Annotated in this window: 13 protein-coding genes; 10 read left to right on the top strand and 3 right to left on the bottom strand. The window is 65.2% G+C overall.

Features of this window, described 5'->3' with window-relative positions; translation table 11 throughout:
• Nucleotides 1–64: 64 nt before the first annotated feature.
• From ACVW16_RS14570 to ACVW16_RS14545, 6 genes are all read left to right on the top strand, one after another.
• Complete coding sequence (locus ACVW16_RS14570) at nucleotides 65–259, top strand: twin transmembrane helix small protein (protein ID WP_092230919.1); 195 nt, start codon at nucleotides 65–67, stop codon at nucleotides 257–259.
• A 2-nt stretch (nucleotides 260–261) separates the two neighbouring features.
• The gene (locus tag ACVW16_RS14565) at nucleotides 262–834 is read left to right on the top strand and encodes a cob(I)yrinic acid a,c-diamide adenosyltransferase (protein ID WP_456699875.1); all 573 of its coding nucleotides are present in this window, start codon (nucleotides 262–264) and stop codon (nucleotides 832–834) included.
• A gap of 124 nt (nucleotides 835–958) precedes the next feature.
• Nucleotides 959–1708: an electron transfer flavoprotein subunit beta/FixA family protein gene (locus ACVW16_RS14560; protein WP_456699874.1), complete on the top strand. Its 750-nt coding sequence runs from the start codon at nucleotides 959–961 to the stop codon at nucleotides 1706–1708.
• On the top strand, nucleotides 1708–2652 hold the full coding sequence (locus ACVW16_RS14555) for an electron transfer flavoprotein subunit alpha/FixB family protein (protein WP_456737137.1): 945 nt from the start codon (nucleotides 1708–1710) through the stop codon (nucleotides 2650–2652). Before ACVW16_RS14560 ends, ACVW16_RS14555 begins: the two co-directional genes overlap by 1 nt.
• A gap of 209 nt (nucleotides 2653–2861) precedes the next feature.
• Complete coding sequence (locus tag ACVW16_RS14550) at nucleotides 2862–3743, top strand: 3-hydroxybutyryl-CoA dehydrogenase (RefSeq protein WP_456699873.1); 882 nt, start codon at nucleotides 2862–2864, stop codon at nucleotides 3741–3743.
• A gap of 79 nt (nucleotides 3744–3822) precedes the next feature.
• Nucleotides 3823–4017, top strand: a complete 195-nt coding sequence (locus tag ACVW16_RS14545) for a hypothetical protein (protein ID WP_092230929.1) — start codon at nucleotides 3823–3825, stop codon at nucleotides 4015–4017.
• Here the strand turns inward: ACVW16_RS14545 and tlpA are convergent.
• Nucleotides 4014–4679 (bottom strand): thiol:disulfide interchange protein TlpA, encoded by a 666-nt coding sequence (gene tlpA, locus ACVW16_RS14540; RefSeq protein WP_456699872.1) that lies wholly within the window; start codon nucleotides 4677–4679, stop codon nucleotides 4014–4016. The genes ACVW16_RS14545 and tlpA overlap by 4 nt on opposite strands.
• A gap of 97 nt (nucleotides 4680–4776) precedes the next feature.
• On the opposite strand from tlpA, the gene argH reads away from it, so the two are divergent.
• From argH to lysA, 3 genes are all read left to right on the top strand, one after another.
• Nucleotides 4777–6174, top strand: a complete 1398-nt coding sequence (gene argH, locus ACVW16_RS14535; RefSeq protein WP_456737138.1) for an argininosuccinate lyase — start codon at nucleotides 4777–4779, stop codon at nucleotides 6172–6174.
• 93 nt (nucleotides 6175–6267) lie between these two features.
• Complete coding sequence (gene lptM, locus ACVW16_RS14530) at nucleotides 6268–6558, top strand: LPS translocon maturation chaperone LptM (protein ID WP_456737139.1); 291 nt, start codon at nucleotides 6268–6270, stop codon at nucleotides 6556–6558.
• A 23-nt stretch (nucleotides 6559–6581) separates the two neighbouring features.
• Nucleotides 6582–7847 carry a diaminopimelate decarboxylase gene (lysA, locus tag ACVW16_RS14525; protein WP_456699869.1) on the top strand — a complete coding sequence of 422 codons (1266 nt, stop codon included), beginning with the start codon at nucleotides 6582–6584 and terminating at the stop codon, nucleotides 7845–7847.
• A 12-nt stretch (nucleotides 7848–7859) separates the two neighbouring features.
• On the opposite strand, the gene ACVW16_RS14520 is transcribed toward lysA, so the two are convergent.
• The gene (locus tag ACVW16_RS14520) at nucleotides 7860–8768 is read right to left on the bottom strand and encodes an NAD(P)-dependent oxidoreductase (RefSeq protein ID WP_456737140.1); all 909 of its coding nucleotides are present in this window, start codon (nucleotides 8766–8768) and stop codon (nucleotides 7860–7862) included.
• A 139-nt stretch (nucleotides 8769–8907) separates the two neighbouring features.
• Nucleotides 8908–9291 (bottom strand): carboxymuconolactone decarboxylase family protein, encoded by a 384-nt coding sequence (locus tag ACVW16_RS14515; protein WP_456699867.1) that lies wholly within the window; start codon nucleotides 9289–9291, stop codon nucleotides 8908–8910.
• A 177-nt stretch (nucleotides 9292–9468) separates the two neighbouring features.
• On the opposite strand from ACVW16_RS14515, the gene ACVW16_RS14510 reads away from it, so the two are divergent.
• On the top strand, nucleotides 9469–12102 hold the full coding sequence (locus ACVW16_RS14510) for a TIGR02302 family protein (protein WP_456737141.1): 2634 nt from the start codon (nucleotides 9469–9471) through the stop codon (nucleotides 12100–12102).
• Nucleotides 12103–12246 lie beyond the last annotated feature (144 nt).

Below are 12246 nucleotides of genomic sequence, written 5' to 3'. Positions count from 1 at the left end.
TCGTCTCAAAGGCCAGATTGGGAACGCCATGGCGGAGCGCCGCACACGGTGTTATCACCCCCAAATGGCATCTCTCCTGAGTACTTTCATCCTGCCGGTCGCAGCCGGCGCCGTGGCCTTGGTGCTGCTGCTTGGTCTGGTCAACATGATGCGCGGCGGCTCGCCCAACACCTCGCAGAAGCTGATGCGTCTGCGCGTGCTGCTGCAGTTCGTCGCGATCGTCATTGCCATGCTCGCCGTCTGGATCATGGGACGCTGACCATGGTTATCCTGAACCGCATCTACACGAAGACCGGTGACGACGGCACGACAGCGCTCGGAACCGGCGAGCGCCGCCCGAAATACGATCTGCGCATCGCGGCCTATGGCACGGTCGACGAGACCAATGCCGCGATCGGCGTGGTCCGCCTCCACACCGAGGATGCTCCCGAGCTCGATGCGATGCTCGGCCGTATCCAGAACGATCTGTTCGATCTCGGTGCCGACCTAGCTGTGCCTGAGCGCGAGGGTAAAGCCGAGCGGCTGCGGGTGGTGGCAGGCCAGGTCGAGCGGCTCGAGCGCGACATCGACGCGCTCAACGACAAGCTCGCGCCGCTGACGTCCTTCGTGCTGCCGGGCGGTACGCCGGCCGCCGCCCACCTCCACGTCGCCCGCACGATTTGCCGCAGGGCGGAACGCATGATCGTGGAACTGGCCGCCCAACCCGGAGAGCCGGTCGGTGCAGCTGGCATTCAATATATGAATCGACTGTCGGACTTCCTGTTCGTGGCCAGCCGCGCTGCTAACGGGAATGGCGCCGGCGACGTGCTCTGGGTCCCGGGCCAGAATCGCTGACCCATTGAGGTCGGCATTTCAGGGAGCTAAAATTAGGCCCGTCGCGCGTTGACCGGGCCGGATCAGGCCTTTAGGTTCCGCGCCAGTTGAATAACCCCCTCCCAAGTTGAGTGAAAGAGGATCGATGAAGGTCTTAGTGCCGGTAAAGCGGGTGGTCGATTACAACGTCAAGGTCCGCGTCAAGGGCGATGGATCGGGCGTTGAACTCGCCAACGTGAAGATGTCGATGAACCCCTTCGACGAAATCGCGGTCGAGGAAGCGCTGCGCCTGAAGGAAGCCGGCAAGGCGACCGAGGTCGTGGTGGTCTCCATCGGACCGGCGCAGGCGTCGGAGACGATCCGCACCGGTCTTGCCATGGGTGCCGATCGCGGCATCCTGGTGAAGGCCGAAGGCACCGTCGAGCCGCTCGCGGTTGCCAAGATCCTGAAGAAGGTTGCGGACGAAGAGCAGCCGGGGCTGATCATCCTCGGCAAGCAGGCGATCGACGACGACAGCAATCAGACCGGCCAGATGCTGGCCGCGCTGCTGGGCTGGTCGCAGGCGACGTTTGCCTCGAAGCTCGAGGTCGACGGAAGCGACTTCAAGGTCACCCGCGAAGTCGACGGCGGTCTCCAGACCGTGAAGTTGAAGGGACCGGCGATCGTCACCACCGACCTTCGTCTCAACGAGCCGCGCTATGCGTCGCTGCCCAACATCATGAAGGCGAAGAAGAAGCCGATCGCGGAGAAGACCGTCGCCGATTACGGCGTCGATGTCGCCGCGCGCCTCGAGGTTCTCAAGACGACTGAACCGGCGGGCCGCAAGGCGGGCGTCAAGGTCAAGGACGTCGCCGAGCTGGTGTCGAAACTCAAGAACGAAGCCGGGGTGCTCTGATGACGACGCTGCTGATTGCCGAACACGACAACGCGTCGCTCAAGGATGCAACCAACAAGGCCCTGACCGCGGCCGCCGCGCTCGGCGCCGATGTCGAGGTGCTCGTCGCCGGCGAGAACGCAAAGGCCGCGGCGGACGCCGCTGCCAAGCTCGCCGGCGTCAAGAAGGTGCTGCTCGCCGACGGCGGGACCTACGCGCACGATCTCGCCGAGCCGCTGGCCGCGCTGATCGTCTCGCTGGCCCCGTCCTATGACGCGATCGTCGCGCCCGCGACCTCGCGCTTCAAGAACGTGATGCCGCGCGTCGCCGCGCTGCTCGACGTCATGCAGGTCTCGGAGATCATCAAGGTCGTCGCGCCCGACACCTTTGAGCGTCCGATCTATGCCGGCAACGCCATCCAGACGGTGAAGTCGAAGGACGCCAAGAAGGTCATCACGGTCCGCACCTCCACCTTCGCCGCAGCCGGCGAGGGCGGCAGCGCGCCGGTCGAGGCCGTCGCGGCGGCGGCCGATCCCGGCCTGTCGACCTTCGTCGGCGAGGAGGTCGCCAAGAGCGACCGTCCGGAGCTGACCTCGGCCAAGATCATCGTCTCCGGTGGTCGTGCCATGCAGAGCCGCGAGAACTTCGCCAAGTACATCGAGCCGCTCGCCGACAAGCTAGGGGCCGGTGTCGGTGCCTCGCGCGCGGCGGTCGACGCCGGCTATGCGCCGAACGACTGGCAGGTCGGCCAGACCGGCAAGGTCGTGGCCCCCGAGCTCTATGTCGCGGTGGGCATTTCCGGCGCGATCCAGCATCTGGCCGGCATGAAGGATTCCAAGGTGATCGTTGCGATCAACAAGGACGAGGACGCGCCCATCTTCCAGGTCGCCGATTACGGCCTGGTCGCCGACCTCTACCAGGCAGTTCCGGAACTGGCGGCCGAACTCGGCAAGCTCGGTAAGTAAAACGCGTTAAAAGCACCGGCCGGAGGCATCAACTCCGGCCGCTGTTGCATTTCTCACCCCTTTTCTTTGGCGTGGGGCACGCCTTCGAAGCGATCCAATCTAGGTTTCGAGCCAGGATTCTGATCTAATCGGGTTTCTGATGAAATCAGACCTCCCGGCTCAGGGGATAGGCAGGGCGCGATATGCGCGCCGTTCCGGTGGATGACATTATGGCGGCAGTAATCAAGAAGGTCGGCGTGATCGGCGCGGGGCAGATGGGCAATGGCATCGCGCATGTCGCGGCCCTGGCCGGTTTCGACGTGGTGCTCAACGACATCTCGGCCGATCGTCTCAAGTCAGGCATGGCGACCATCAATGGCAATCTGGCCCGCCAGGTCTCCAAGAAGGGGGTCACCGAGGAGGACAAGTCCAAGGCGATCGGGCGCATCAAGCTCGCCGAGAAGCTCGACGACCTCGCCGACTGCGATCTCGTGATCGAGACCGCGGTCGAGAAGGAAGAGGTCAAGCGCAAGATATTCCACGACCTCTGCGCGATCTTGAAGCCGGAGGCGATCGTCGCCTCCGACACGTCATCGATCTCGATCACCCGCCTTGCCGCCGCCACCGACCGGCCGGAGCGCTTCATCGGCATTCACTTCATGAATCCGGTGCCGCTGATGGAGCTGGTCGAGCTGATCCGCGGCATCGCCACCGATGATTCGACCTTCGAGGCGTCCAAGGAATTCGTCGCCAAGCTCGGCAAGCAGGTCGCGGTCTCCGAGGATTTCCCGGCCTTCATCGTCAACCGCATTCTGCTGCCGATGATCAACGAGGCGATCTACACGCTGTATGAAGGCGTCGGCAACGTCGAGGCCATCGACGCGGCGATGAAGCTCGGCGCGCACCATCCGATGGGCCCGCTGGAACTCGCCGATTTCATCGGTCTCGATACGTGTCTGTCGATCATGCAGGTCCTGCATGAGGGGCTGGCCGACTCCAAGTACCGGCCGTGCCCGCTGCTGGTGAAATACGTCGAGGCCGGCTGGCTCGGGCGCAAGACCCAACGCGGCTTCTACGACTATCGCGGCGCCAAGCCGGTTCCGACGCGGTAAGGCCGCCAATACGCCCCGTGACAATTCATGGCGCGTTAACCCGCTCCGCCTAGGCTGTCGCCGGTACGAGGGTTGCGTAATGGACACGATGGCGATGGTCAGCACCATGCTGGCCTCTCAGCAAGGCGCGCTGCAGTCGAACATCGCGGCGACGCTGATGAAGCAGAACGCGGATGCGGAGAAGTCCGCCGTCCTGACGCTGATGGGCGCCGGTCAGCCTTCGCTGGCCAATGTCGGCCCTGGCGTCGGCGGCAACCTCAATATCTCTGCTTAAAAGGACGCAGCCGCCGGTCCCAGCGCGGCCCGCAGCAGCTTGAGCGCGTCGTCGCTCGCCCATTCCGCCGGCCCCGCGATCGTCGCGATCTCGCAGCCCTGCGGATCGACCAGCACCGAGGTCGGCATGCCCAGGGCTCGACCTATTGATTTAAGATCTTGAAAAACCTTGGCTTTCTGATCCGTGAAATAGCCGAGACGGGTCAGGTTGGCGTCCTTCAGGAAGTTTTTGGGCTTCTCCGGGTCGCGGGTGTCGATGTTGATCGCCACCACCTCGAAGTCAGGGCCTGAAAGCTTGGTCTGGAGCTGGTTCAGCGCCGGCATTTCCTTGCGACAGGGCACGCACCAGGTGGCCCAGAGGTTCACCAGCAGCGTCTTGCCGCGGAAATCCGACAGCTTCCTCGGCTTGCCGTCGGCATCCTCGAAGGTGAGATCCGGCAGCTTGAGGGGCGCGCTCGCCATGGTCAGCGCCGCTACCTCGCCTTGGGCGAGCGGAGCGATCTTCTGGGCCGTGGCGACAGCGGCCTTGCAGGCCGGATCGCCTGACGGGGCCCGGCTCCGGCCCAGTCCGTACAGCGCCGCAAAGCCGGCCAGGCCGCCAACCAGCACGGTGGCGATCACGATGGGGATCCGGCGCGTGGCGGAGGGCTTGGGGTCGAGCATATCGTTTGTCATCCGGTCGCAGATATGGCTATCAGGGGCCTCTTAATACGGCTGGCTTGCGCCAGCAAACATGCGGCAAAGGCGTGAGCAGGGGATCATGAGCAACAAGATGTGGGGCGGCCGGTTCTCGGAACGTCCCGATGAGATCATGGAAGAGATCAACGTCTCCATCGACGTCGATCGTCACCTCTTTGCCCAGGACATTGCCGCGTCCAAGGCCCACGCCGCGATGCTGGCCAGCCAGGGCATCATCACGGCCTCTGATGCGAAAAATATCGGCAAGGGTCTAGACACGATTTTGTCAGAGATCGGCAAGGGCGGCTTCGAATTCAAGCGCGCGCTCGAGGACATCCATATGAATGTCGAGAGCCGCCTGTCGGAGCTGATCGGTCCCGCGGCCGGCCGCCTGCACACCGCACGCTCGCGCAACGATCAGGTCGCGACCGATTTCCGTCTCTATGTCCGCGATATCGTCGACGAGACCGACGCCGCGCTCGCCGCGTTCCAGCAGGCGCTGGTGGATCGTGCGCTCGAACACGCCGGCACCGTGATGCCCGGCTTCACCCATCTCCAGACCGCGCAGCCCGTGACCTTTGGCCACCACCTGCTCGCCTATGTCGAGATGGCCGCGCGCGACCGCGGCCGTTTCCAGGACGCGCGCAAGCGGCTCAATGAATCGCCGCTGGGCGCAGCCGCGCTCGCCGGCACCTCGTTTCCGATCGATCGCCACGCCACCGCGAAGGCGCTCGCCTTCGATCGACCGATGGCGAATTCGCTGGACGCGGTGTCCGATCGCGACTTCGTGCTGGAGACGCTCTCGGCCGCCTCGATCTGCGCCGTGCATATGTCGCGTTTTGCCGAGGAGATCGTGATCTGGACCTCGCCGCTGGTCGGCATGATCCGCCTCAGCGACAAGTTCACCACCGGCTCCTCGATCATGCCGCAGAAGCGCAATCCTGACGCGGCCGAGCTCGTGCGTGCCAAGACCGGTCGCGTCATCGGCGCGCTCAACGGTCTCCTGATCGTGATGAAGGGCCTGCCGCTCGCCTATCAAAAAGACATGCAGGAGGACAAGCAGGGCGCGATGGAGGGCTTTGCCGCGCTGTCGCTCGCGATCCGCGCCATGACCGGCATGGTCCGCGACCTCGTGCCTGACGAAGGCAGGATGAGGCTTGCTGCCGGCGAGGGTTACGCCACCGCGACCGATCTTGCCGACTGGCTGGTGCGGACGCTGAAGATGCCGTTCCGCGAGGCCCACCACGTCACCGGCCGCATCGTCGCCAAGGCTGCCGAGGGTGGTGTGGCGCTGCACGAGCTGCCCCTGAAGGAGATGCAGGCGATCGAGCCCAAAATCACCAGGGACGTGCTCGGCGTGCTCTCGGTCGAATCGTCGGTGAAGAGCCGCACCAGCTTCGGCGGCACCGCGCCGAAGAACGTGGCGTCACAGGCCAAAGCCTGGGCCAAGCGGCTGGAAAAAGAGCGAAAATTGGGCTGAGGGCCGAAATTTGACCGACCTTCCGTGGCCTTCCTGCACTCGCCAGACCGGGCCAACCTCTGTATGGTGCGGCCGCGTAGTGGGGATTTCGTCGTGACGTCAAAGTTTCGCCCGGCCGGCTCGGGGTGGGCCATCATCGTCTTGAGCCTGAGCGCGCTTGCGCTCGCCGGTTGTGGCCGCCGGGGCCCGCTCGACCTTCCGCCGACCGCCTCCAACGCGTCCACGGCCAATATCTCCGCGCCTGGTGATACCGAGACCGAAGCCCAGAAGACGCCGAGCGTGTTCAATCCGACCTATGGTTCGGAGGCACCGCCGGCGGCGGCCAAGGGCAGGAAGAAAACGTTTATCCTTGACCCGCTCCTGGACGAAACGCCCGGCCGGTAGGCTGGGCCAATCGAGCTGACGTGATGAACCATTTCGACTACCGCAACGGCGTGCTGCACGCCGAGGCGATCAACCTGTCCGAGCTGGCCGCGGCCGTCGGGACGCCGTTCTATTGCTATTCGACCGCGACGCTGGAGCGCCATTACCGCGTCTTCGCCGATGCCTTTGCCGGCGAGAAGGTCCTGGTCTGCTACGCCATGAAGGCGAACTCCAACCAGTCGGTGCTGCGCACGCTGGCCAGGCTGGGCGCCGGCGCTGACGTGGTTTCGGGCGGCGAACTGAAGCGCGCACTGGCGGCCGGCATCCCCGCCAGCAAGATCGTGTTCTCCGGCGTGGGCAAGACCGAGACCGAGCTGCGCGCGGCGCTGGCCGCCGACATCCTCTGTCTCAATGTCGAATCCGAGCCCGAGCTGGAGCTGCTGTCGCGGCTTGCGACCGACATGGGCAAGACCGCGCGCATCTCCATCCGCGTCAATCCTGATGTCGATGCAGGCACCCACGCCAAGATCTCCACCGGCAGATCCGAGAACAAGTTCGGCATTCCGATCGTGCACGCGCGCGAGGTCTACGCGCGCGCCGCAAGGCTTCCCGGCATCGAGGTAACAGGCGCCGACGTTCACATCGGCAGCCAGATCACTGACCTTTCGAAGATGGAGATCGCGTTCCGCATCCTCTCCGAATTCGTGCAGACACTGCGCGCCGATGGCCACAACATCAGCCACGTCGATTTCGGCGGCGGGCTCGGCATTCCCTATTACATGGATCGCGAGGCACCGCCAGCGCCCGATGCCTACGCCGCGATGGTCAAGCGCGTCAGCCACAATCTAGGCTGCACCCTGATGTTCGAGCCGGGCCGCATGATCGTCGGCAATGCCGGCATCCTCGTCGCCAAGGTGATCTATGTGAAGCACGGCGACGGCAAGAACTTCGTCGTCATCGATGCCGCCATGAACGACCTCATTCGGCCGACGCTGTACGAGGCGCATCACGACATTCTGCCGGTGATGCAGCCGGCGAAGGGGGCGGCGACCATCACCGCCGATGTCGTTGGCCCGGTCTGCGAGACCGGCGACTATCTCGCGCTTGATCGCACCTTGCCGACGCCGAAGCCGGGCGATCTCGTCGCCATCATGACATCAGGCGCCTATGGCGCGGTGCAGGCCGGCACTTACAACACCCGGCCGCTGGTGCCGGAAGTGCTGGTGAAGGGCGACCAGTATGCCGTCGTGCGCCCTCGCATCGAGGTCGAGCAGCTCATCGCCATGGACACCCCGGCGCCGTGGCTGTGAGTGGTTCGGGTCCTATTTCCTCGCCAATCCGCCCTTCGCTCCGCCAACCACGACGCCAGCCTTCTTCTCGATCGGCTTGATCGCCGCGGTGAAATCGGACTCAGCGCCTTCCGCAGCTATCACCGCTTCCCACAGCCGTCCGACGGCGTCGGCAACCTCCATCGACAGGCCGAGCTGCTTCATCTCCTCCAGCGCGAGCCGGACGTCCTTCACCATCAATCCGGTGGCGAAGCCGAAGTCGAAGCTGCGCGGCAGCACCGAGCGCGGAAACTTGTCGCGGCTCGCGGTGTTCATGCCCGAGCCCGCATTGATGACGTCGATCATCACGGCCGGATCGAGCCCGGCTTTCACGCCCATCACCACGGCTTCCGATGTCGCCACGATGGCGGTGGCCGAGAGGAAATTGTTGGCGAGCTTCATGGTCTGCGCCGCGCCCGGCTTCTCGCCGATGAAGAACACTTTTCCGATAACGTCGAGAACAGGCTTGAGCAGCTCGAAGTCGCCCTTCGGCCCCGACACCATCACCGCGAGCGTGCCCTTCTCGGCGCCGCCGACGCCCCCGGACACCGGGCAGTCGATCTGCACGATGTTGCGTTGTGCGAGCAGGCCGTGGATTTTCGCCGCCATCTGCGAGCCGACCGTCGACAGATCAATGAAGCGTTTTACTCGCCCGCCCTCGATCACGCCGTTCGCGCCGGTGGCGACCTCGAGCGAAGCCTTGAGCGACGGCAGGCTCGCCATCACGGTCTCGACCTTGTCGGCGACGTCCTTCGGCGACATCGCAGCGGTCGCGCCGCGTGCGACCAGCTTGTCCACGACCTCCTTGCGGGTGTCGAACACGACGAGCGTGTGGCCGGCCTCGATCAGCCGCCGCGCCATTGGAAAGCCCATGTTGCCGAGGCCGATGAATCCGATGTCCATGGTGTTGATTCCTTCCACGCCGTAGCAATTTTGCGCTGAAGCGACGAAGCAATCCAAGCTATTTCCGCGGAGGGAGTTCCGGATTGCTTCGCTCCGCTCGCCATGACGGAGCAATAAAGTTGAGAGCCGTCAGCTTCGTTCACGCCTTCGCATCGATCTCGGCGAACACCTCGCGCGCCATCCGGAAACTGTCGACCGCGGCCGGCATGCCGCCATAGATCGCGACCTGCATCAGGATCTCGCGGATTTCGTCGCGGGTGACGCCGTTGGTGAGCGCGCCCTTCAGATGCGCGCGGAATTCGTGCTGTCGGTTGAGGATCGCGATCATCGCGATGTTGAGCATGCTGCGGGTCTTGCGCGGCAACTCCTCGCGGCCCCACACCGTGCCCCAGCAATATTCGTTGAGCATCTCCTGGAACGGACGGTTGAAATCGTCGACGTTCTTCAGGGCGTTGTTGACATAGGCCTCGCCCAGCACCGCCTTGCGGACCTCAAGGCCCTTGTCGTGCATCTTCTTGTCCATGACGTTTCCTCTTCTTCGCTTGCATTCCCCGAGGGGATGCCGCGGAAAGTTACGGGGTTGCGCCGGGCCAGTCACGTCCCCGTGTTATGCGGGAAAAGGGGGCTCTCCCGTACAGGAACGGATGCCTCAGTGCTGCCGTTGTGGTACGCTTCTCTACCGGGCAACCTGGAGAGTTGATTGAACGGCGCCCCCCCAGACCCGTCGGACCCGATCCGTGATGGCGATGCTGTGTCGCGCTTGAAGCTGGCGCAGGCCCTCGAGCGGTCCACCTACGCTATCGCCTGGGAGCGTGCCTGGCCCGGTCTGGCGCGCGTCCTCACCGTTATCGGCCTGTTTCTGGTGGTGTCCTGGGCGGGCCTCTGGCTGGCGTTGCCCTCCGTCGCGCGCGCCATCGGCCTCGTCATCTTCGCGGGCCTTGCAGTCGCCGCGCTGTTCCCGCTGGTTCGTTTTCGCTGGCCAAGCCGCGAAGAGGCGCTCGCACGGCTCGATCGCGGTTCGGGCATCCGCCACCGCCCCGCCACGACACTCACGGACACACTGACCTCGCAAGACCCGGTCGCGCAGGCGCTCTGGCGGGCTCAGCGCGAGCGCACGCTGGCCTCGCTCAAGCGCATCCGGGCCGGTCTGCCTCACCCGCGCCTCGCCATCCACGACCCCTGGGCCCTGCGCGCGCTGGTCACGGTGATGCTGGTCGCGACCTTCTTTGCCGCCGGCGACGAGCGCGCGATGCGGCTGGGCGCGGCCTTCGACTGGAACGGCGTACTGACGCCGACCAATGTCCGCGTCGACGCCTGGGTGACGCCGCCGCTCTACACCGCAAAGCCGCCGGTCATCCTGTCGGCCGCCAACAAGGAGGCGGCGGCGCTGCCGGTCTCCGGCCCGCTCGCCGTTCCCGCGGGTTCGACCCTGATCGTGCGATCGTCCGGCGGCAGCCTGGATGTCGTCACCTCCGGCGGCCTGAAGGAAGTCGCGCCGACCGAGGCCGCACCGAAGGGCACCAACGAAAAGCATTTCACCATCGCCGGCGACGGCACCGCGCATGTCCGCGCGCCCTCGGGCCAGCCGCAATGGGCCTTCGCAGCGACGCCGGACCGTCCGCCGACCATCGCGCTCGCCAAGGATCCGGAGCGTCAGGCGCGCGGCGCGCTCCAACTCGTCTACAAGATCGAGGATGATTACGGCGTCACCGGCGCCGAGGCGCAGGTTGCGGCGCGCACCAATGATGCCGCCAAGGGCGGTGACGGCAAGGCCGATAACAAGGCCGATAACAAGACCGCGGCGCGACCGCTGTTCCAGCCGCCGCAATTCCCGCTCGTGCTGCCGAACGCGCGCACCCGTAACGGCGTCGGCCAGACGGTAAAGGATCTTAGCGAGGATCCCTATGCCGGCGCCGACGTCACGTTGACGCTCACCGCCAAGGACGAGGCCGGCAACGAGGCTCGAAGCGAACCCTTCAACATGCGCTTGCCGGAGCGTCTGTTCACCAAACCCTTGGCGCGCGCGCTGATCGAGCAGCGTCGTATCCTCGCGCTCGACGCCAACAGGAATTCCGACGTCTACACCGCGCTCGACGCGCTGATGATCGCGCCCGAACTGTTCACGCAGGAGACGGGACAATATCTCGGCCTCTACAGTGTCACGCGCCAGCTCGAGGCGGCGCGCACCGACGACGCGCTGCGCGAGGTGGTGGCGAGCCTGTGGGCGCTCGCGGTGACGATCGAGGACGGCAACATCTCCGACGTCGAGAAGGCGTTGCGCGCGGCGCAGGACGCGCTCAAGCAGGCGCTGGATCGCGGCGCCAGCGACGAGGAGATCAAGAAGCTCACGCAGGATCTGCGGGCGGCGCTGGACAATTTCATGCGCCAGCTCGCCGAACAGTTCCGCAACAACAAGGACGCGCAAAATCTCGCGCGACCGCTCGATCCGAACACGAAGATCCTGCGCCAGCAGGACCTCCAGAACATGATCGATCGCATGGAGCGCCTGTCGCGCTCCGGCGACAAGGATGCGGCCAAGCAGCTGCTCGACCAGCTCCAGCAGATGCTGGAGGGCCTCCAGATGGCGCAGCCGGGACAGTCCGGCGAGAGCGATATGGAGCAGGCGCTGAACGAGCTCGGCGACATGATCCGCAAGCAGCAGCAATTGCGCGACAGGACCTACAAGCAGGGCCAGGATTCGCGCCGCGACCGCATGCGCGGCAAGCAGCAGGGCGACCAGTCGATGTCGGACCTGCAGCAGGACCAGCAGGCGCTGCGCGACCGCCTCAAGAAGCTGCAGGACGAAATGGCCAAGCGCGGCCTCTCGCAAAGGGGTCAGAAAGGCCAGCAAGGACAGAAGGGCCAGCAGCAGGGTCAGCAAGGCGACCAGGGCCAGGACGGCGATCAGGACGCCGACCAGGGTGATGATGACGGCGGGCTCGACTCCGCCGACAGCGCCATGGGTGACGCCGGCTCGAAGCTCGGCGAAGGCAATGCCGACGGTGCGGTGGATTCCCAGGGCAAGGCGCTGGATGCGATGCGCAAGGGTGCGCAGAAGATGGCTGAGGCGATGCAGCAGGGCGACGGCGACGGCCAGGGAGATGGTCCCGGCAATCGCGCCGGCCGCCAGCAGAGTGGCGGGAATCAGACCGATCCGCTCGGCCGTCCGCTTCGCCGCGGCGATCTCGGTGACGATTACACGGTCAAGATTCCCGGCGAGATCGACGTGCAGCGCGTCCGCCGCATTCTCGAAGAGCTGCGTCGCCGCCTCGGCGACCCCTCGCGCCCGCAGATCGAGCTCGACTACATCGAGCGGCTGCTGAAGGATTTTTGAGGGCAGGAGTCGCTGCGCAAATCCTGACGGGCTTGTGCAGCCCCCCACTCCAATCTCGCCGTCATCGCCCGACTTGATCGGGCGATCCAGTTTTCCAGAGACAATTGTGTCTAGACCGAGAGGCCGCGGCGTTCTGGATGCCCC

The organism is Bradyrhizobium sp. USDA 4474 (assembly GCF_054057515.1).
Note: the sequence above shows the minus strand (reverse complement) of the source record. Positions and strands in the feature narration are given on the sequence as shown.

What these genes read in the sequence shown, in the direction of transcription:
- ACVW16_RS14570 (WP_092230919.1), top strand. Translation starts at nt 65, where the DNA reads ATGGCATCTCTCCTGAGTACTTTCATCCTGCCGGTCGCAGCCGGCGCC.
- ACVW16_RS14565 (WP_456699875.1), top strand. Translation starts at nt 262, where the DNA reads ATGGTTATCCTGAACCGCATCTACACGAAGACCGGTGACGACGGCACG.
- ACVW16_RS14560 (WP_456699874.1), top strand. Translation starts at nt 959, where the DNA reads ATGAAGGTCTTAGTGCCGGTAAAGCGGGTGGTCGATTACAACGTCAAG.
- ACVW16_RS14555 (WP_456737137.1), top strand. Translation starts at nt 1,708, where the DNA reads ATGACGACGCTGCTGATTGCCGAACACGACAACGCGTCGCTCAAGGAT.
- ACVW16_RS14550 (WP_456699873.1), top strand. Translation starts at nt 2,862, where the DNA reads ATGGCGGCAGTAATCAAGAAGGTCGGCGTGATCGGCGCGGGGCAGATG.
- ACVW16_RS14545 (WP_092230929.1), top strand. Translation starts at nt 3,823, where the DNA reads ATGGACACGATGGCGATGGTCAGCACCATGCTGGCCTCTCAGCAAGGC.
- tlpA (WP_456699872.1), bottom strand. Translation starts at nt 4,679, where the DNA reads ATGCTCGACCCCAAGCCCTCCGCCACGCGCCGGATCCCCATCGTGATC.
- argH (WP_456737138.1), top strand. Translation starts at nt 4,777, where the DNA reads ATGAGCAACAAGATGTGGGGCGGCCGGTTCTCGGAACGTCCCGATGAG.
- lysA (WP_456699869.1), top strand. Translation starts at nt 6,582, where the DNA reads ATGAACCATTTCGACTACCGCAACGGCGTGCTGCACGCCGAGGCGATC.
- ACVW16_RS14520 (WP_456737140.1), bottom strand. Translation starts at nt 8,768, where the DNA reads ATGGACATCGGATTCATCGGCCTCGGCAACATGGGCTTTCCAATGGCG.
- ACVW16_RS14515 (WP_456699867.1), bottom strand. Translation starts at nt 9,291, where the DNA reads ATGGACAAGAAGATGCACGACAAGGGCCTTGAGGTCCGCAAGGCGGTG.